The sequence below is a fragment of the Sphingomonas sp. Sph1(2015) genome, from assembly GCF_001970915.1.
Lineage (GTDB): Bacteria > Pseudomonadota > Alphaproteobacteria > Sphingomonadales > Sphingomonadaceae > Sphingomonas > Sphingomonas parapaucimobilis.
On sequence record NZ_MQUI01000032.1, the window covers coordinates 1 to 17596 of the forward strand.

General features: G+C 66.1%; 20 protein-coding genes and 1 pseudogene. 9 read left to right on the forward strand and 12 right to left on the reverse strand.

From position 1 onward, the window contains the following. Window positions 1-128: 128 nt before the first annotated feature. Window positions 129-488, forward strand: a pseudogene (locus BSZ14_RS12990) (integrase core domain-containing protein); the annotation flags it as partial. A 496-nt stretch (window positions 489-984) separates the two neighbouring features. On the opposite strand, the gene rplI reads toward BSZ14_RS12990, so the two are convergent. The 3 genes from rplI to rpsF are packed head-to-tail and all read right to left on the reverse strand — an operon-like array spanning window position 985 to window position 2225. Then, window positions 985-1578: a 50S ribosomal protein L9 gene (gene rplI / locus BSZ14_RS12995; RefSeq protein WP_042482825.1), complete on the reverse strand. Its 594-nt coding sequence runs from the start codon at window positions 1576-1578 to the stop codon at window positions 985-987. Between the two features lie 12 nt (window positions 1579-1590). Further along, the gene (gene rpsR / locus BSZ14_RS13000; protein WP_007403456.1) at window positions 1591-1815 is read right to left on the reverse strand and encodes a 30S ribosomal protein S18; all 225 of its coding nucleotides are present in this window, start codon (window positions 1813-1815) and stop codon (window positions 1591-1593) included. Next, a complete protein-coding gene (gene rpsF / locus BSZ14_RS13005; RefSeq protein WP_037567458.1) occupies window positions 1815-2225 on the reverse strand; it encodes a 30S ribosomal protein S6 in 411 nt (136 codons plus the stop codon). Before rpsF ends, rpsR begins: the two co-directional genes overlap by 1 nt. A 257-nt stretch (window positions 2226-2482) precedes the next feature. On the opposite strand from rpsF, the gene fabD reads away from it, so the two are divergent. From fabD to mltG, 6 genes are all read left to right on the forward strand, one after another. Further along, window positions 2483-3442: an ACP S-malonyltransferase gene (gene fabD / locus BSZ14_RS13010; RefSeq protein ID WP_076711266.1), complete on the forward strand. Its 960-nt coding sequence runs from the start codon at window positions 2483-2485 to the stop codon at window positions 3440-3442. 33 nt (window positions 3443-3475) lie between these two features. Next, the gene (locus tag BSZ14_RS13015; protein WP_076711249.1) at window positions 3476-3904 is read left to right on the forward strand and encodes a GxxExxY protein; all 429 of its coding nucleotides are present in this window, start codon (window positions 3476-3478) and stop codon (window positions 3902-3904) included. Window positions 3905-3906: 2 nt separating this feature from the next. After that, on the forward strand, window positions 3907-4647 hold the full coding sequence (gene fabG / locus BSZ14_RS13020; RefSeq protein WP_076711250.1) for a 3-oxoacyl-[acyl-carrier-protein] reductase: 741 nt from the start codon (window positions 3907-3909) through the stop codon (window positions 4645-4647). Between the two features lie 132 nt (window positions 4648-4779). Then, window positions 4780-5016, forward strand: a complete 237-nt coding sequence (locus BSZ14_RS13025) for an acyl carrier protein (RefSeq protein WP_007403554.1) — start codon at window positions 4780-4782, stop codon at window positions 5014-5016. Window positions 5017-5136: 120 nt separating this feature from the next. After that, window positions 5137-6393, forward strand: a complete 1257-nt coding sequence (gene fabF, locus BSZ14_RS13030) for a beta-ketoacyl-ACP synthase II (protein ID WP_042483000.1) — start codon at window positions 5137-5139, stop codon at window positions 6391-6393. A gap of 367 nt (window positions 6394-6760) precedes the next feature. After that, window positions 6761-7729 carry an endolytic transglycosylase MltG gene (mltG, locus tag BSZ14_RS13035; RefSeq protein WP_042482818.1) on the forward strand — a complete coding sequence of 323 codons (969 nt, stop codon included), beginning with the start codon at window positions 6761-6763 and terminating at the stop codon, window positions 7727-7729. Window positions 7730-7732: 3 nt separating this feature from the next. Here mltG and bla read toward each other — a convergent pair whose 3' ends face one another. After that, window positions 7733-8596, reverse strand: coding sequence for a subclass B3 metallo-beta-lactamase (gene bla, locus BSZ14_RS13040; RefSeq protein ID WP_076711251.1), 864 nt, complete (start codon window positions 8594-8596; stop codon window positions 7733-7735). 95 nt (window positions 8597-8691) lie between these two features. Here bla and BSZ14_RS13045 point away from each other — a divergent pair, with 95 nt between their 5' ends. Beyond that, the gene (locus tag BSZ14_RS13045; protein WP_076711252.1) at window positions 8692-9624 is read left to right on the forward strand and encodes a LysR family transcriptional regulator; all 933 of its coding nucleotides are present in this window, start codon (window positions 8692-8694) and stop codon (window positions 9622-9624) included. Window positions 9625-9683: 59 nt separating this feature from the next. On the opposite strand, the gene eda is transcribed toward BSZ14_RS13045, so the two are convergent. The 8 genes from eda to BSZ14_RS13085 form a co-directional block, all read right to left on the reverse strand. Then, complete coding sequence (eda, locus tag BSZ14_RS13050; protein ID WP_058744040.1) at window positions 9684-10289, reverse strand: bifunctional 4-hydroxy-2-oxoglutarate aldolase/2-dehydro-3-deoxy-phosphogluconate aldolase; 606 nt, start codon at window positions 10287-10289, stop codon at window positions 9684-9686. Then, entirely contained in the window at window positions 10286-11251 is a 966-nt protein-coding gene (gene glk, locus BSZ14_RS13055) for a glucokinase (RefSeq protein WP_042482807.1), read from the reverse strand. The genes eda and glk overlap by 4 nt, the downstream gene beginning before the upstream one ends. Before the next feature lie 21 nt (window positions 11252-11272). Then, window positions 11273-13090, reverse strand: a complete 1818-nt coding sequence (edd, locus tag BSZ14_RS13060) for a phosphogluconate dehydratase (RefSeq protein ID WP_076711253.1) — start codon at window positions 13088-13090, stop codon at window positions 11273-11275. Beyond that, window positions 13087-13797, reverse strand: coding sequence for a 6-phosphogluconolactonase (gene pgl, locus BSZ14_RS13065; RefSeq protein ID WP_056437543.1), 711 nt, complete (start codon window positions 13795-13797; stop codon window positions 13087-13089). The genes edd and pgl overlap by 4 nt, the downstream gene beginning before the upstream one ends. A 100-nt stretch (window positions 13798-13897) precedes the next feature. Continuing rightward, window positions 13898-15361, reverse strand: coding sequence for a glucose-6-phosphate dehydrogenase (gene zwf, locus BSZ14_RS13070; RefSeq protein ID WP_058716760.1), 1464 nt, complete (start codon window positions 15359-15361; stop codon window positions 13898-13900). A 9-nt stretch (window positions 15362-15370) separates the two neighbouring features. After that, the gene (argC, locus tag BSZ14_RS13075) at window positions 15371-16297 is read right to left on the reverse strand and encodes an N-acetyl-gamma-glutamyl-phosphate reductase (RefSeq protein ID WP_076711254.1); all 927 of its coding nucleotides are present in this window, start codon (window positions 16295-16297) and stop codon (window positions 15371-15373) included. Beyond that, complete coding sequence (locus BSZ14_RS20255) at window positions 16294-16461, reverse strand: SH3 domain-containing protein (protein ID WP_335695348.1); 168 nt, start codon at window positions 16459-16461, stop codon at window positions 16294-16296. Before BSZ14_RS20255 ends, argC begins: the two co-directional genes overlap by 4 nt. 142 nt (window positions 16462-16603) lie before the next feature. Beyond that, window positions 16604-16924: a MarR family transcriptional regulator gene (locus BSZ14_RS13085; RefSeq protein ID WP_042482995.1), complete on the reverse strand. Its 321-nt coding sequence runs from the start codon at window positions 16922-16924 to the stop codon at window positions 16604-16606. A 287-nt stretch (window positions 16925-17211) separates the two neighbouring features. On the opposite strand from BSZ14_RS13085, the gene secG reads away from it, so the two are divergent. Continuing rightward, window positions 17212-17577 (forward strand): preprotein translocase subunit SecG, encoded by a 366-nt coding sequence (gene secG / locus BSZ14_RS13090; RefSeq protein ID WP_042482793.1) that lies wholly within the window; start codon window positions 17212-17214, stop codon window positions 17575-17577. The last annotated feature ends 19 nt before the right edge of the window (window positions 17578-17596 follow it).

Genomic DNA, 17596 nt, shown 5'->3' on the forward strand with positions numbered 1-17596 from the left:
TCGACAACCTCACTTTAGATACCTGCTGACCGACCATGGCTTGCCCTGATGAAGCCTGCGGCCGCTTCGCGGCCTTGCCTTCATCAGGGCCATAGCGGCCCCCGAACCAGCGCTTCCCAATGTGCTACGGCATCCAGTTCACCAACCGCGCCTGCGACAATTACGCCTTCCACCATATCTTCGACCGCCTCTGCGACGAAAACGGCATCGAGCATCGTCTGACCAAGGTGAAGCACCCGTGGACCAACGGGCAGGTGGAACGGATGAACCGGACGATCAAGGAAGCGACCGTCAAACGCTACCATTACGACAGTCATGACCAGCTTCGGCAGCACCTCGGCGACTTCGTCGACGCCTACAATTTCGGCCGCAGGCTCAAGACACTCAAACGGCTCACGCCCTACGAGGCCATCTGCAAGACATGGCAAAACGAGCCAAATCGCTTCACATCAAACCCGCACCATCAAAGGCCGGGATCAAACACCTAGAGTTGAAAACGATCAACTCTGCTCACCCCTCCCCTTCAGGGGAGGGGCCGGGGGTGGGGCGCTTTTACAAGCGAAACGCCCATGGCGATGCCCCACCCCAACCCCTCCCCTAAAGGGGAGGGGCTAAAACCGTGCAATGCTGATCGCTTTCAACTCTAATCTGAGCCTTGCACGTGCGATAAACTATATCGATTGAGCGGTGAGTCGAGATTTTTTGCGCTTCGCCGTTCATCGTAACGAAACTTTTGCACTTGGCCGTGTATTAATCGGTCATTGGACAGACGGGCAATTTTACCATGAAACATATCATGCCGCTGATTTTTGCTTTGATCCCGCTGGCCGCCGTCGTCAGCGCCTGTGTGACCTGCCCGTAACGTCGTTCTGCGCGGCTGCCGTGTCGCGCTTCCATACTACCATTCCCAGGACGCAAAAAAGGGCCGCCCGGACATGCCGGACGGCCCCTTCTCTTTTCGGCGGAAGGCCGAAGCGCTGGGGATCAGCCCTGCGCTTCTTCCTGCTCCGGCTGAACCTCGGCGGTGGCGCCGGGCTCTGCGTTGGGATCGTAATCCTCGGTGAAGCCGGCTTCGTCACGCTCGAACATCGAGGCCATGACGTCGACGCCCTGCGCCTGCATCTCGGCTTCTTCCGGCGAGCGGGCGACGTTGACCTTGACGGTCACGGCCACTTCCGGGTGAAGCGCGACGCGCACGTCGTACACGCCGATCGCCTTGATCGGACGGTCGAGCACGATCTGGCTCTTGTTGACCTTGTGGCCATCGGCGACCAGCGCCTCGACCAGGTCACGCACCGCGACCGAGCCGTACAGCTGGCCGACGTTCGACGCCTGACGGATCAGGGTGACGGTGGCGTTCTCGAAGGTCTTCGACTCGACCTCGGCCTCGGCGCGACGGTTCGCGTTCTCGGCTTCGATGCGGGCGCGGTTGGCCTCGAACACCTTCTTGTTGGCTTCGTTGGCGCGCAGCGCCTTCTTGCGCGGCAGCAGGAAGTTACGGGCATAGCCGTCCTTCACCGTCACCACGTCGCCGATGGCGCCGAGCTTCTCGACGCGCTCAAGCAGAATAACGTTCATCTGTAAGACCCCTTACTTCACGACGTAGGGCAGGAGGCCCAGGTGACGGGCGCGCTTGATCGCCTGAGCCAGCTCGCGCTGCTTCTTGGCCGACACGCTGGTGATGCGCGAAGGCACGATCTTGCCGCGCTCGGACACGAAGCCCTGAAGCAGACGGACGTCCTTATAGTCGATCCGGGGCGCGTCCTTCGCGGAGAAGGGGCAGCTCTTGCGGCGACGGAAAAACGGGCGGGCCATTATGCGGCTTCCTCTTCACGATCACGACGGGGGCGGTCAGCGCGGTCGGGGCGTTCGCCACGATCGGCACGACGTTCGCGGTCGCGCTCCTGCTTGCGCATCATCACCGACGGACCTTCTTCATGGCCGTCAACCTTGACGGTCATGTAGCGGATCACGTCTTCGTTGATCTGGGTCTGGCGCTCCAGCTCGGCGACGACACCCGCGGGGGCGTCGATTTCGAGCATGACGTAATGCGCCTTGCGGTTCTTGGCGATCTTGTACGCCAGCGAACGCAGGCCCCAGGTCTCGGTCTTCACGACCTTGCCCTGATTGTCCTCGACGATCTTCGTGGCGGCTTCCGCCAGCGCGTCCACCTGCGCCTGTGCCAGATCCTGGCGCGCAAGGAACACGTGCTCGTAAAGAGCCATGCAGCTTACCTTATGTTGGCCGATCGCTGACGCCCACCCCATGTGGCGCGCCCCTCCGGCTGTCTTCCATACTTCAATACCGTCACGCCAAAATGGCATGAGGGCGGGTGAAGCAGGTGCTTCCCGCCCAATGGTGCGCTGGCTCATAGCGGATCGTGGCCAAAAGGCAAGCGCGGAAGGGGGCGTGCTCTTGCCAGCCATGCCGGACCTTTCTACCGCGCGGGCCATCCTATTACTGTTTGATGGCAGATACGAACATGCGTGCATTCATCTTTCCGGGCCAGGGCAGCCAGGCCGTCGGCATGGGCAAGGCGCTGGCCGAGGCGAGCCCCGTCGCCCGCGAGGTGTTCCAGGAGGTCGACGAGGCGCTGGGCCAGCATCTCTATCGCCTGATGGTCGAAGGCCCCGCCGACGAACTGACCCTGACCGAGAATGCACAACCTGCGATCATGGCCAACGCGATTGCGACCCTGCGCGTGCTGGAGAAGGAAGGCGGCGTACGCTTGTCCGAAAAGGCCGATTTCGTCGCTGGCCATTCGCTGGGCGAATATACCGCGCTGTGTGCGGCCGATGCGATCGACCTGCCGACGACGGCACGCCTGCTGAAGCTGCGTGGCCGGGCGATGCAGGCGGCGGTGCCGGTGGGCGAGGGGGCGATGGCGGCGCTGCTCGGCGCGGACCTGGAAAAGGCGAAGACGATCGCAGGTGCGGCGGTCGACGCGATCTTGGCCGAGGGCGGCGAGGAACTGGTCTGCACGGTCGCCAACGACAACGACCCGTCGCAGGTGGTGATCTCCGGCCACCGCGCGGCGATCGAGAAGGCGGTGGCGCTGGCCAAGGACCTGGGGGCCAAGCGCGCCGTCCTGCTGCCGGTGTCGGCGCCGTTCCACTGCCCGCTGATGCAGCCCGCCGCCGATGCGATGGACGCCGCGCTGGCCGAGGCGACGATCCGCGCGCCGCTGGTGCCGGTCTACGCCAATGTCGAGGCGGCGCCGGTCGCCGATCCGGGCGCGATCCGCGCGCTGCTGGTGGCGCAGGTGACGGGCATGGTCCGCTGGCGTGAATCGGTGCTGGCGATGCAGGATGCGGGCGTGACGCAGTGCGTCGAATTCGGCGGCAAGGTGCTCGGCCCCATGGTCAAGCGTATCGCGCCGGACGTCGATGCGGTCAGCGTGGTGACGATGGACGATATCGAGGGGCTTCTGAAGCGCCTATAACCTTTTTTCACGCGAAGGCGCGAGGACGCGAAGATGAGAGACATTGAAACGATAGCGTTCGATGTGATCGATCTGTCCCTGCGCCTTCATCGCGAACTTGGGCCGGGTTTGCTGGAGAGCGTCTATGAGACGATCCTGGCGGCCAAGTTGGACGCGATGGGCTATCGGGTGGAACGGCAGTGCCCAGTCGATTTCAGCTTCGACGGATTGCGGTTCGGCGCCGCCTTTCGGATCGACCTGTTGGTCGAAGGGCAGCTCCTGCTTGAAATCAAATCGGTTGAGCGGCTGAATGCCGCTCATGCCAAGCAACTGCTCACATATCTGCGCCTTACCAGGCAGCCCTTGGGGCTGCTGATCAACTTTGGCGGAGCCACCCTCAAGGAAGGGCTACGCCGCATCGTTAATGACTACACGCCCATCGCGTCTTCGCGGCTTCGCGTGAACCAAAGAATTGGAGGATAAGCATGTTCGACCTGACAGGAATGACCGCCCTCGTGACCGGCGCATCGGGCGGCCTGGGTTCCGCTGTGGCGAAGGCGCTGGCGGCGCAGGGGGCCAAGCTGGCGCTGTCCGGCTCCAATATCGACAAGCTGGAGGCGTTTCGCGTCGAACTGGGCGGCGATCATGTCACGGTGCCGTGCAACCTGTCCGACCCCGCCGCCGTCGATGCGTTGATCCCGCAGGCGGTCGAGGCACTTGGCGGCAAGCTCGACATCCTGGTCAACAATGCGGGTGTCACCCGCGACAATCTGACCATGCGGATGAAGGACGAGGAGTGGGACCAGGTCATCCGCGTCAACCTGGAGGCGACCTTCCGCCTGATCCGCGCCGCCGCCAAGCCGATGATGAAGGCGCGCTTCGGCCGCATCATCTCGATCACCTCGATCGTCGGCGCGACCGGCAATCCGGGCCAGGCCAATTATGCCGCGTCCAAGGCGGGCATCGTCGGCATGTCCAAGGCGGTGGCGCAGGAACTTGCCAGCCGCAACATCACCGTCAACTGCGTGGCGCCCGGCTTCATGCGCTCGGCGATGACCGACGTTCTTCCTGAAGCGCAGAAGGCCGCGCTGCTGGGCAAGATTCCGGCGGGTGACCTGGGCAAGGGCGAGGATATCGGGGCCGCCGTCGTCTATCTGGCGTCGAAGGAGGCGGGCTATGTCACCGGCCAGACGCTGCACGTCAACGGCGGCATGGCGATGCTCTGAGCCCGCAAAAAGGGCTCGAATGATCCGATCCTACACCAAGTCCGTCGCTGGACGGGCTTGCCAGACTAGGGCGCGCGTTCTACGTGCGTTCAGCAAGTATCAACCCCCGATGAATTACGAGAAGGGATTACCATGAGCGAGACCGCCGACCGCGTGAAGAAGATCGTCGTCGAGCATCTCGGCGTCGAAGCCGACAAGGTGACCGAGGACGCGAGCTTCATCGACGACCTCGGTGCCGACAGCCTCGACATCGTCGAGCTCGTCATGGCGTTCGAGGAAGAGTTCGGTGTCGAAATCCCGGACGATGCCGCCGAGAAGATCACGACCGTCAAGGACGCGATCACCTATATCGACGAGAACAAGGCCTAATACCGGGGCCTCGGCCCGCAGATGATGCGGGCCGAACGGGTCGCAAGACCAGGTTTCAAGCGGCTCCCCGACCCCGACTAGCGGGCGGGGAGCCGTTTTCGTTTGGGAATGGAGTGGAATATGCGGCGCGTCGTCGTCACCGGTCTGGGTCTTGTCACGCCACTGGGCGCGGACGTCGAAACCGCCTGGGCCAATCTGATCGCTGGAAAGTCGGGCGCGGGGACGATCACCCGCTTCGACACGACGGGGCAGAAATGCACCATCGCGTGCGAGGTGAAGCCCAAGGACCATGAATATGGCTTCGATCCCGACAAGCGCGTCGACCACAAGGTCCAGCGCCAGGTCGATCCGTTCATCGTCTATGGCATCGACGCCGCCGGACAGGCGCTGGAAGACGCGGGTCTCACCGAGATGGATGAGGCGACGAAGCTGCGTGCGGGCGTGTCGATCGGTTCGGGCATCGGCGGCCTGCCGGGCATCGAGATCGAATCGGTCAACCTGCATGAGCGTGGTCCCGGCCGGGTCAGCCCGCACTTCGTGCATGGCCGCCTGATCAACCTGATCTCGGGCCAGGTCAGCATCAAATACGGCCTGATGGGGCCGAACCATGCGGTCGTCACCGCCTGTTCGACCGGCGCGCATTCGATCGGCGACGCGGCGCGGATGATCCGCGACGACGATGCCGACATCATGCTGGCGGGTGGCGCGGAAAGCACGATCAACCCGCTCGGCGTGGCAGGCTTCGCCCAGGCGCGCGCGCTCAACATGAGCATGAACGACCGCCCGACCGAGGCGAGCCGCCCCTATGACAAGGGCCGCGACGGCTTCGTGATGGGCGAGGGCGCGGGTGTCGTCGTGCTGGAGGAATATGAGCACGCCAAGGCGCGCGGCGCGAAGATCTATGCCGAAGTCGTCGGCTATGGCCTGTCGGGCGACGCCTATCACGTCACCGCGCCGCATCCCGAGGGCAAGGGTGCCGAGAACGCCATGCGCATGGCGCTGCGCAAGGCGGGAATGGAGCCGTCGGACATCGACTATATCAACGCGCATGGCACCTCGACCATGGCCGACACGATCGAACTGGCCGCGGCCAAGCGCGTGTTCGGTGACGATCTGTCGGGTGCGTCGATGTCGAGCACCAAGTCGGCGATCGGCCACTTGCTGGGCGGTGCCGGTGCGGTGGAGAGCATCTTCTGCATCCTCGCGCTGCGCGACCAGATCGTGCCGCCGACACTGAACCTCGACAATCCCGATGAGGGCACCGAGGGCGTCGATCTGGTGCCGCACAAGGCCAAGAAGCGTGAGGTGAAGGCGGTGCTGAACAACTCGTTCGGCTTCGGCGGCACCAATGCTTCGCTGGTGATGAAGGCGGTCTGATCGGCCCAACCGCCGTTCGTGAGGGGCGGGGTCGTTGTGTTCCGGGGGATTCCCGTGGCCTTCGACTTCGCTCAGGCTGAACGGCGGTGGTGCGCCCCCATCCCCTGTGTTCCGCCCAGTGCCCGGACCTCCGTTCCGCCTGAGCGAAGTCGAAGGCCAAGGGATAAAGGGTGAGGTCAGGGCGTGCACTTCGACGTCGCTCAGCGCGAACGGAGGGCAGCGATAGAATTCCAACCCCGGCACCGGCCGGGTCCGCTTGCAAAATGGTTCGGCCCGCGCCATCGGGCGGCCAAGCGAGCGGACCCGGATCGGTGCCGGGGTTGTTCCATGTCCGGGCCTGGGCGCCCTAGTCAAAACCGGGTGAGATATGCGCAAGGTCGGCTGTATCGGGTTGCTGCTGGGGCTGATCGGCATCGCCGTCTTTGCCTGGGTCGCGCATGACTGGGCGGGCAGCGGTCCGGCGGAGAAGCCGCTGGCGGTCGTCGTGCCCGAAGGGGCCAGCCTGGCCCGCGCGGCCAACGAATTGCAAAAGGCGGGCGCGATCCGCTCGGCCAGCCGCTTTCGCCTCTATGCCCGGATTTTCGGCGATGGCGGCGCGATCAAGGCGGGCGAATATGCCATTCCCGAACAGGCCAGCGCGCATGACGTCCTGACCCTGCTGCAGGAGGGCAAGGTTCGCCAGCGGCTGGTGCCGGTGCCCGAGGGCTATCCCTCGGTGCTGGTCCATGACGCGCTGTTGCGGGCCGATGGGCTGACCGGCGACGTGCCGGTCCCCGCCGAAGGATCGGTCCTGCCCGACAGCTATGCCTATCAGAAGGGCGACACCCGTGCCTCGGTGGTGGCGCGGATGCAGAAGGCGATGAAGGACTATCTTGCCCAGGCCTGGGCCGAACGGAAGCCCGGCATCGCGGTGAGAACCCCGCAGGAGGCGATCATCCTCGCCTCGATCGTCGAGAAGGAGACGGCCAAGCCCTCCGAGCGGCGGACTGTGGCGGCGGTCTATGGCAACCGACTGCGCATCGGCATGCCGCTTCAGGCCGATCCGACCGTGATCTATCCGATCACCAAGGGGCGCCCGCTCGGCCGCCGGATCCTGCGGTCGGAACTGCACGCCAAGAACGGCTACAACACCTATGCCAGCCCCGGCCTGCCGGTCGGCCCGATCGCCAATCCGGGCCGCGCCTCGATCGACGCGGTGCTGAACCCGGCGGACAGCAAGGCGCTGTATTTCGTGGCGGACGGATCGGGCGGGCATGTCTTTGCGGACACGCTGGCCGAACATAACGCCAATGTGCAGAAATGGTACGCGATCCGCCGCCAGCGCGGCGAGATGTAAGCGTCAGCGCGCCTCGTCCTTGAGGCGTTGTGCGACCTTGCGCTGTGACGCATCCGCATAGGCCCGACAGGCGCCGGGCTTCGGCAGGAACCGGCTGGTCGCGCCGTCCTGATCGGCATGGGCGGTAATCAATATATCGCAGGGCAGGGCGCGCATCGCCGCCTGACCGCGCGCGAAGGCCGCCACCACCGCCTTGTTCGCCGGGGCGGAGAAGCGATAATCGTCGGTCGACACCGGGTTCAGGCTGGAGGCAAAGACGATCGTCTTGCACCGTTGGCCTTCGCAGGCGCGCCAGCTCCAGCTCATGCTGCCCATGGTGTGGCCCGGCGTCGCCCGTGCGGTGAGGATGGTGTTGCCCAAGGGCAGTCGTCCGCCGTCGCGAACCACCTTCACCGTGCGAACGGACGGGAAGCGGCTGTCATAGCCCCGCTGCGGGTCGTCGGCCGCCAGCCGCCCGGTGCGCAGTCCTTCGGCCCCGCGCGGACTGGCGATGACGGTCGCACCGGTATCGCGGGCGAGTGCCGCCAAGCCACCCGCATGGTCGAAATGCGGCTCGGTGCTGAGAATATATTTGATGTCATGGGGTGCGAAGCCGAGCTTCCTGACATTCGCCAGGATGGCAGGCGCGGCTTGGGGCAGGGCGCCGTCGATCAGGATCAGGCCCTTGCCCGTATCGATCAGCGCGACGTTCAGTCCGCCAAAGCCGACCAGATAGCTATGGCCGAAGACCTTCATCGGCGGGCGGGGGGCGAGCCATTCGGCGGTGTGGTCCGTCACGATCGGCCGGGTCAGGGGATCGGGTGCCCGAGGCATGGCAGGCGCGGAGGCGATGGCGATCAGCGAAAGCAGGGTCGGTCTGGCAAGCATGGCGTATCTCCTTCGTCCGGCATCATGAAGCGGGTCGGCAGGGCCTACAAAGCATCTTCCCTCGACAGAGCCATGAGGGAAATTCATGATGAGGCATGGACCGCGCCCAACTTCCGCTGAACGCCCTGCGCGCTTTCGAGGCGGCGGCGCGGCATCTGAACTTCACCCGTGCCGCCATCGAGTTGTGCGTCAGCCAAGGTGCGGTCAGCCATCAGGTTGCGGCTCTCGAAAAGCGGCTGGGTGCGCGGCTGTTCCACCGGCTGCCGCGTGGGCTGGCGCTGACCGATGACGGCCATGCGCTGGTCCCGGTGCTGGCCGAGACGTTCGACAGGATCGGGGCGACGCTGGATCGGTTTGCCGACGGGCGCTTCCAATATACGCTGGGGCTGGGCGTGGTGGGGACCTTCGCGACCGGATGGCTGCTGGAGCGGCTGGACGATTTCGCCGCGACCCATCCGCACATCGACGTTCGCGTGTCGATCAATAACAACCGCGTCGATCTGGCCGGGGAGGGCCTCGATTACGCGATCCGGTTCGGCGACGGGGCGTGGCACGGTACCCATGCCGAGCCATTGCAGGCGGCGCCGCTGACGCCCCTATGCTCGCCCCGGATCGCAGGGCGCTTGCGGCAACCTGCCGATCTGGCACGCGAAAGGCTGTTGCGGTCCTATCGGGTCAGCGAGTGGGAGCGCTGGTTTGACGCCGCTGGCGTTCCGTCGCCAGCCTTGCGTGGGCCGATGTTCGACAGTTCGGCGCTGATGGCGGGGGCGGCGATGGCGGGGTTGGGCGTGGCGCTGGCGCCGCGCGCGATGTTCCTGCGCGAGCTGGCGGCGGAGCGACTGGTCCAGCCCTTTGCGCTCGAGATCGATGCGGGGCTTTACTGGCTGACGCGGTTGCTGTCGCGCAAGGAAGGGCTTGCGATGCGAGCATTTCGGCAGTGGTTGCTGGGGGCGGTAAAGGAAATTTCTCCCCTGCAAGGGGAGGCGGACCATGCGCAGCATGGTGGAGGGGTGTCGTCCTCTCGATAGCGGGACACCCCTCCGTCAGCGCTTCGCGCTGCCACCTCCCCTGCGAGGGGAGGATAGATTTACCCGCGCAGAGCCGCCGCCGCCCGTGCCTTGGCCTCCACGTCCGCCATCGAACCGCCCGTCACCCAGCTGCCGCCGACACATAGCACGCGGTCGAACGCCAGCCAATCGGGCGCGCTCGCCTCGGTAATGCCGCCGGTTGGGCAGAAGCGCGCTTGGTAGAAGGGCGCGGCCAGCGCCTTCAGCGCCTTCAGGCCGCCGCTCGTCTCGGCGGGGAAGAACTTGAAATGCGTCAGGCCCAGGTCCAGCCCGCGCATGATGTCGCCCGCATTGGCGATGCCGGGCAGATAGGGGATGCCGCTGTCGATCACCGCCGCGCCCAGCCGGTCGGTCAGGCCGGGCGAGACGATGAACTCCGCACCCGCATCCGCGACGTCGCGCAGTTGCTGCTCGTTGACCACGGTCCCTGCGCCGACGATCGCGCCGGGGACCTTTTTCATCTCGGCCATCGCCTCCAGCGCGGCGGGGGTGCGCAGCGTCACCTCCAGCACCTTCAAGCCGCCCGCGACCAGCGCTTCGGCCAAGGGCTTGGCGGTGGCGGCGTCGTCGATGACCAGCACGGGGATGACCGCGCTGGTGCGCATGATGGTGGCGATGTCGGTCATGAATGCTCCTGGGCAAAGGCCGCGGCCGCGCCGAACAGGCCGGGCTGGGGATGGGTGATGAGCTTGACGGGGATACGCGCCATCAGCGACTGGAAGCGCCCCTTGGCGACGAAGCGCTGGTCGAAGCCCGAGCGCAACAGCTTGTCCTTGATCCGGTAGCCCAGGCCGCCCGCGATCACGACGGTCTTGGCCCCCTGCGCCAGCGCGAAGTCGCCCGCGACCGCGCCCAGCGCCAGGCAGAAGCGGTCGAGCGCGGCGAGCGCGATCGAGTCGGTGCCATCCAGCGCCTCGGTCCAGATTTCGCGATCGTCGCGGCTGGGCACCGCGCGGCCCTCCAGCGTGGCGAGCGTTTCGTAGATGGCGACGATGCCGGGGCCGGAGCAGATCCGCTCGCACGACACGCGGGTATAGGTGCGGCGCAGGCGCTTCAGGATCGCATCCTCGATCCCGTCGAGCGGGGCATAGTCCATATGCCCGCCCTCGGTTTCGATAACATGATAGCGGTTGGGCGTCATCAGCACCTGCGCGACGCCCAGGCCGGTGCCGGGGCCGCAGACGGTGACGACGCCGTTTGCGGGCATCGGCTCCTCGGGGCCGCAAATGTGGAGGAAGTCCTCCTCCGGCACCTGCGCCACGGCATGGCCGACCGCGCCGAAATCGTTGATGACGGTATAGACGTCCGCGCCCAGCCGCTCGGGGATCAGCGAGGGGCGGATGACCCAGGGGTTGTTGGTCATGCGGATCACGTCGCCGGTGATCGGCGAGGCGATGGCGAGAGACGCGGCCTTGGGCAGCGGGCGGCCCAGATGCGCCTCGAACGCCTGCCACGCGGTCTGGAGCGAGGCGTGCTCGGCGGTCTTTTGCGTGCAGGGCTCGCCGAGCTTCACCACCCGGCCATTCTCGACCTCGGCGATCGCGAAGCGCGCATGCGTGCCCCCGATGTCGACGGCTACGATTTCCATGATGTCCTCCCCCTTATCGTTTTACAGGCCGGCCGCGGCGAGGATGGGCGAGGCGCCCTTCTCGGCTTCGTCGGCGGCCTGGCGGAACAGCGCGAACAGTTCGCGGCCCATGCCCTGCGCCGGGGCAGGCGTCGCGGCCAGTTCGCGGGCGGCCCATTCGGCCGGATCGACCAGGGCGTTCAGCGTGCCCTCGACCGCGTCGAGCCGAACGATATCGCCGTCGCGGATCAGGCCGATCGCGCCGCCGCCGATCGCCTCGGGGCTGAGATGGATGGCGCAAGGGACCTTGCCGCTCGCGCCCGACATACGGCCATCGGTGACCAGCGCGACCTTGAAGCCGCGATTCTGGAGCACGCCGAGCGGCGGGGTCAGCTTGTGCAGTTCCGGCATGCCGTTCGCCTTCGGCCCCTGGAAGCGGACCACGACCACCACGTCGCGCTCCAGCTCACCCGCCTTGAACGCGGCCTGCACCTCCGACTGGTCGGAGAAGACGCGCGCCGGGGCCTCGATGATCCAGCGCTCGCGCTCGACCGCCGACACCTTGATGCAGGCGCGGCCGAGATTGCCCGACAGGATGCGCATACCGCCATCGGCCGAGAAGGGCGCGGCGGCGGGGCGCAGGATCGTCTCATCGCCGCTGTCGCCGACCGGGGTCCAGCTGAGCTTGTCCTCGGCGATGACCGCCGTCTGGCCGTAATCGGACAGGTCCTTGCCCGCGACGGTCATGATATCGCGGTGGAGCAGCCCGGCGGACAGGAGTTCGCGGATGACATAGGGCATGCCGCCCGCCGCCTCGAACCCGTTCACATCGGCCGAGCCATTGGGATAGACACGCGCGATCAGCGGCACGGCGGCCGACAGGCGGTCCATATCCTCCCAGTCGATGATGATCCCCGCCGCGCGCGCGATGGCGGGCAGGTGGATCAGATGGTTGGTGGAACCACCCGTCGCGAGCAAACCGACCGCCGCATTGACGATCGCCTTCTCGTCGACGCAGCGCCCCAGCGGGCGATAGTCGTCGCCACGCTGGCCGATCGCGGCGAGGCGATGGACGGCGGCGCGGCTGAGTTCCTGGCGCAGCTTGGTACCCGGATTGACGAAGGCGGCGCCCGGCATGTGCAGGCCCATCACCTCCATCATCATCTGGTTGGTGTTGGCGGTGCCGTAGAAGGTGCAGGTGCCCTTCGAATGATAGGCCGCGATCTCGGCATCCAACAGTTCGTCGCGGCCCGCCTTGCCCTCGGCAAAGGCTTCGCGGACGGCGGCCTTCTGCTTATTGGGCAGGCCGGTCGGCATCGGACCGCCGGGAACCAGGATCATCGGCAGATGGCCGAAGCGCAGCGCGCCCATCAGCAGGCCGGGCACGATCTTGTCGCAGATGCCCAGCAGCGCGGCCCCCTCGAAGGTGCCGTGGCTCAGCGCGACCGCCGTCGACAGCGCGATGGTGTCGCGGCTGAACAGCGACAGCTCCATGCCCGCATAGCCCTGCGTCACGCCGTCGCACATGGCGGGCACGCCGCCCGCCACCTGCGCCGTCGCGCCGACTTCGCGTGCCCAGACCTTCATCAGTTCGGGATAGCGATAATAGACGGCGTGGGCGGACAGCATGTCGTTATAGGCCGACACGACGCCGATATTCATGCCCCGATCCGCCTTCATGGCGTCGCGGTCTTCCTCGGTCCCGGCATAGGCATGGGCGAGGTTGGCGCAGCCCAGATTGGGGCGGCGGACCGCCGTCTCGGCCTCGTGCGCGATCAGGTCGAGATAGGCCTGGCGGCCCGGACGCGAGCGTTCGATGACCCGGTCGGTGACGGCAGAGACGGCGGCGTTGAGGCTCATTGCTCGCTCCAGTGGATGTCGATCGGCAGTTCGACTTCGGCCAGGACGCGGCCGACCGGATAGGGCGAGGATGCGCCTTCCTTGATCGCGTCTTCCAGCACCTTCTTCTTGGCGGGGCCCGAGATGGCGAACATGATCGAACGGGCAGAAACGATGCCCGCCCGGCTGAGCGTCACGCGCGCGACCGGCGCTTCGGGCGGCAGCGGGTCGGGCATCAGGCCCAGCGCGCGGCGCTCCTTGGGGCCGTTGAGCGCTTCGTCATAGTCCGGGCCGGGGAAGATCGAGGCGGTGTGCCCGTCCGCGCCCATGCCCAGCAGCACCAGGTCGAGCGGCCAGTGCAGTTCCTGCATCAGCGCATCGGCCGAGCGACCGGCGGCCTTATAGTCCGACGTCGCCTGCGGCACGATCGGCATGACGCGCGCGCCCTTGGGCAGGAAGATCTTGCCGATCATGGTGACGTTGGACAGCGGATCGCCCAGCGGCACGACGCGCTCGTCGGCGGGGACGATGGTCACGCGCTTCCAGTCGAGCTTGGCCTGGGCCAGCTTTTCATAGACCGGGATCGGCGTCTTGCCGCCCGACAGCGCGATCACCGCCGCGCCGCGCGCCTCTATCGCGCTTTCGATGATGAACTGGATGTCGCCCGCCAGCGCGTTCGCCATTTCGGTGGTGTCTTCGTAATCCCACCATTCGATTTCGTCGGTCATGTCATCCTGTCCTAGAGATTCGGGGCGCAAGATAGGACCCGCCGCACGGACGGGCCATATTGCGCCAAAGTCTTCGCCCTCGCGATCGGGGCGGCGGCGATCAGTCGTCCTGCCAGTGCACCCCGTCGCGCTCGGTCAGCGCGATGGCGGAGGAGGGGCCCCAGCTGCCGCTCGGATAGGTCTTGGGCTTGACGTCGTTGGCGTCCCAACCGGCGCGGATGGCGTCGATCCAGGTCCACTGCGCCTCCACCTCGTCGCGACGGACGAACAGCGTCTGATCGCCCTCGATCAGGTCGAGCAGCAATCGCTCATAGGCGATGCGGCGGCGGGTGCCCGCAAACTCGGCGTCGAGCGACAGGTTCAGCGGGACTTCGCGCAGGCGGATGCCGTCGCGGTCGAGGCCCGGCTCCTTCGCCATCACCAGCAGCTGGATATATTCCTCGGGCTGCAGGCGGATGACCAGCGTGTTGGGCTGGAGCAGGCCGCCACGCCCGGCGAACATCGAGTGCGGTACGGGCTTGAACTGGATCGCGATCTCGGAACGGCGCGCGGCCATGCGCTTGCCGGTGCGCAGGTAGAAGGGAACCCCCTGCCAGCGCCAATTGTCGACATGCGCCTTGATCGCGACGAAGGTCTCGGTCTTGGACGGCTTGCCCAGCTCGTCGGCATAGGAACCGACGATCTTACCCCCGACCGCGCCATCGGCATATTGGCCGGTAACGGTGTTGTTGGGCACTTCCTCCGGAGTCATCAGGCGGAGCGAGCGGAAGACCTTGGCCTTTTCGTCGCGGATCGCGGTGCCGTCATAGCGCGCGGGCGGCTCCATCGCGACGAGCGCAAGCAGTTGCAGGATGTGGTTCTGCACCATGTCGCGCAGCGCGCCTGCACCCTCGTAATAACCGGCGCGATCCTCCAGACCGACCGTCTCGGCGATGGTGATCTGCACATTGTCGATACCGTGCGCGTTCCAGATCGGCTCGAAGAAGAAATTGCCGAAGCGCAGCGCCAGGATGTTCTGGACGGTTTCCTTGCCCAGATAATGGTCGATGCGGAAGGTCCGCTCCTCGGGGAAGCCGAAGGCGACCGCGTCGTTGATCTCCTTGGACGAGGCGAGATCGTAGCCGAGGGGCTTTTCCAGGCCGATCCGCACCGTCTCGCCCGCCAGGCCGACCGATTCGAGGCCCTTGATGGTGGACTCGAACAGGCTGGGCGCGGTCGACAGATAGATGGCGAGGCCGTTCGACACGTCGCCGACCTTCTCCGCCAGCGCCGGGAAGCCGTCCGTCGAGGAGGCGTCGAGCGACTGATACTGGACCCGTTCCAGGAAGCTGGCGATCTTGTCGGCGTCCTTGCGGTCGTCCGGCAGGAAGGTGTCGAGCGCCTTGGCCGCGAACTCGCGGAAGCTGGCATCGTCATGATCCGACCGGGCGGTGCCGGTGATCGTCAGCCCCTCGGGCAGCAGCCCGTCCGAATGGAGGTTGAACAGCGAGGGCAGCAGCATCCGCTGCGACAGGTCGCCGGTCGCGCCGAACAGCAGCAGCTTGCCAACGGGATTGCGCGTCATGACGTCTCCTTAGAGCACGAGGCCGGCGGTCGGATCGAGCCCGGCCATGATATTCAGGTTCTGGACCGCCGCACCCCCGGCACCCTTGCCAAGATTGTCGAGCGTGGCGATCAGTCGCGCCTGTCCCGTGGCCGCATTGCCGCAGACACGCAAGGTCATCCGGTCGGTTCCGGCATTTTCCTCGACATTCACCGCCGCTACGGCATCCGCCGAAAAACGCACGATGCGGCTGTCGGCGTAAGCGTCGGCCAACACCTGCGCGACGGTGTCGAGCGAGGGCGCGCCGGGCAGGGCGTAAAGGGGCAGGGGTACTTCGACGACCATGCCGCGATAGGCGTCGACGACGGACGGAGCGAAGATCGGCGCGTGGGTCAGGCCCGAATGACGCTGCATCTCCGGCGCGTGCTTGTGCGCGAGGCTGAGGCCATAGGGGCGGAACGCGCGCTCGGTCGCGGACTCATATTCGGCGATCATCGCCTTGCCGCCGCCCGAATAGCCCGAGGCGGCGTTGACCGTCACCGGGAAGTCCGCCGGGATGATACCGGCGCGCACCAACGGGCGGACAAGGGCGAGGAAGCCGGTCGGATAGCAACCGGGATTGGACACGAAGCGGGCGGCGGCGATCCGCTCCAACTGCTCGGGCTCCAGCTCGGCGAAACCATAGACCCAGCCCGCGGCGGTCCGGTGCGCAGTCGAGGCGTCGACGACCCGTGTCCGGTCATTGGCGATCAGCGACACCGCTTCGCGCGCGGCATCGTCGGGCAGGCAGAGAATGACGAAATCAGCATCGTTGATCGCCTCGCGACGGGCATCGGCATCCTTGCGGCGATCATCGGGCAGGGTCAGGATCGACAGGTCGGGGCGACCCGCCAGCCGGTCGGCGATCTCCAGCCCGGTCGTGCCCGCGCCGCCATCGATGAAGACCGTCTTCGTCACTGCACCCGCTCCAACAGTCCCGCATCGCAATAACCGACCAGCCCAAGATGGGGCGCGATACCCCAGGCATGGCCACCTGCCAGCTCCAGCACCTCGAACGTCTCGCCCGAGCGCAATTCGGCCAGGACCGTGCTGTTCGTGGCACGTCCCTCGCGCAGTGTCACCGGTGCGCTGCTTCTATAGGGCAGCGGGGCTGCATAATGAGGCGCGAATACGTATTCAGCCAGCCGGACATCGGCGAGATCGGGACGAACCGCGTGGGTTCTCGGGTCGAGCCCGACGGTGCGCCCCTTCAGGGCGAAGCTCTTACGCGTTGGCCCGCTGGAGGGCTGGGGCGTCGCCAGCGCCGATGAAATGTCCGAATTCTTCAAGAAAGTCCGCCCCTTCAGGTGTCCTGGCGACAAAGATGTTACGCTTGTCGCTATCATCGCGTTGGCGGCGCAGATAGCCCAGCGTTCCCAGTCTATTCAAGGCGCGGGTAACGACAGGTTTCGAGACGTTCAAGGCGCGCGCCAAACCGCGTACCGTATGGGGGCCGGGACGCAGGTATACGACGAGCAGCAACGCCATTTGCCGGTTGGTCAGATCGGGCTCGCCCGAACGGACATAATCGACAAGGGCGCTCATCCAGGCGAACAGCGACTGCGGGTCGTGCGGATTGGACACGGCGGCGATTCCAATGGCTGTGCCGGGCTTTGCCGGGCGTTGTTTCGTTGTCATAACGCCCTTTATCCGTGGTGGTTTCACTCCTGTTCCGACGAGATGAACAACTTGTGGCAGGGATTTTTCGGAACCTTTTCAGTGCATGGACGGGCGGGGAAGGGAACTCCGATCCGCCGCACGGTTGATCCCGCCACGCACGTCGCCTATGTGCGCCCCTTCGCACACCCCTTGTTCGGGATCATACGCGCCTCATGTTCGCATTTCTGCTCGTCATCCACGCCATCATCGCCGCGACCCTGGTCACGGTGATCCTCATGCAGCGGTCGGAAGGCGGCGGTCTGGGCATGGGGGGCAGCCCGTCGGGGCTGATGTCGGCGCGCGGCGCGGCAGACTTCCTCAGCCGTGCGACGGCGGTGCTGGCCACCGCGTTCGTCGGCTTCTCGATCCTGCTGGCGGTGCTGGCCGCGACGCGCGGCGCGCCCGCCATCGACACCTCGCTGGCCCGCACGCCCGCGACTCAGGCACCGATCACCCAGCCCGCGCCCGCCCCGGTCCCGACCGGCGCTGCTCCTGCACAGGCGCCTGCGGACAATTCGGCGGTTCCGCTCGCCCGCTAAACCGCGTTTCCATCGCAGC

What these genes read in the sequence shown, in the direction of transcription:
- zwf (WP_058716760.1), bottom strand. Translation starts at nt 15,361, where the DNA reads ATGACGCGCAATCCCGTTGGCAAGCTGCTGCTGTTCGGCGCGACCGGC.
- mltG (WP_042482818.1), top strand. Translation starts at nt 6,761, where the DNA reads ATGCGCAAGGTCGGCTGTATCGGGTTGCTGCTGGGGCTGATCGGCATC.
- eda (WP_058744040.1), bottom strand. Translation starts at nt 10,289, where the DNA reads ATGACCGACATCGCCACCATCATGCGCACCAGCGCGGTCATCCCCGTG.
- rpsR (WP_007403456.1), bottom strand. Translation starts at nt 1,815, where the DNA reads ATGGCCCGCCCGTTTTTCCGTCGCCGCAAGAGCTGCCCCTTCTCCGCG.
- rplI (WP_042482825.1), bottom strand. Translation starts at nt 1,578, where the DNA reads ATGAACGTTATTCTGCTTGAGCGCGTCGAGAAGCTCGGCGCCATCGGC.
- fabG (WP_076711250.1), top strand. Translation starts at nt 3,907, where the DNA reads ATGTTCGACCTGACAGGAATGACCGCCCTCGTGACCGGCGCATCGGGC.
- BSZ14_RS13025 (WP_007403554.1), top strand. Translation starts at nt 4,780, where the DNA reads ATGAGCGAGACCGCCGACCGCGTGAAGAAGATCGTCGTCGAGCATCTC.
- pgl (WP_056437543.1), bottom strand. Translation starts at nt 13,797, where the DNA reads ATGACCGACGAAATCGAATGGTGGGATTACGAAGACACCACCGAAATG.
- fabD (WP_076711266.1), top strand. Translation starts at nt 2,483, where the DNA reads ATGCGTGCATTCATCTTTCCGGGCCAGGGCAGCCAGGCCGTCGGCATG.
- edd (WP_076711253.1), bottom strand. Translation starts at nt 13,090, where the DNA reads ATGAGCCTCAACGCCGCCGTCTCTGCCGTCACCGACCGGGTCATCGAA.
- rpsF (WP_037567458.1), bottom strand. Translation starts at nt 2,225, where the DNA reads ATGGCTCTTTACGAGCACGTGTTCCTTGCGCGCCAGGATCTGGCACAG.
- bla (WP_076711251.1), bottom strand. Translation starts at nt 8,596, where the DNA reads ATGCTTGCCAGACCGACCCTGCTTTCGCTGATCGCCATCGCCTCCGCG.
- BSZ14_RS13045 (WP_076711252.1), top strand. Translation starts at nt 8,692, where the DNA reads ATGGACCGCGCCCAACTTCCGCTGAACGCCCTGCGCGCTTTCGAGGCG.
- fabF (WP_042483000.1), top strand. Translation starts at nt 5,137, where the DNA reads ATGCGGCGCGTCGTCGTCACCGGTCTGGGTCTTGTCACGCCACTGGGC.
- BSZ14_RS13015 (WP_076711249.1), top strand. Translation starts at nt 3,476, where the DNA reads ATGAGAGACATTGAAACGATAGCGTTCGATGTGATCGATCTGTCCCTG.
- glk (WP_042482807.1), bottom strand. Translation starts at nt 11,251, where the DNA reads ATGGAAATCGTAGCCGTCGACATCGGGGGCACGCATGCGCGCTTCGCG.
- secG (WP_042482793.1), top strand. Translation starts at nt 17,212, where the DNA reads ATGTTCGCATTTCTGCTCGTCATCCACGCCATCATCGCCGCGACCCTG.
- BSZ14_RS13085 (WP_042482995.1), bottom strand. Translation starts at nt 16,924, where the DNA reads ATGAGCGCCCTTGTCGATTATGTCCGTTCGGGCGAGCCCGATCTGACC.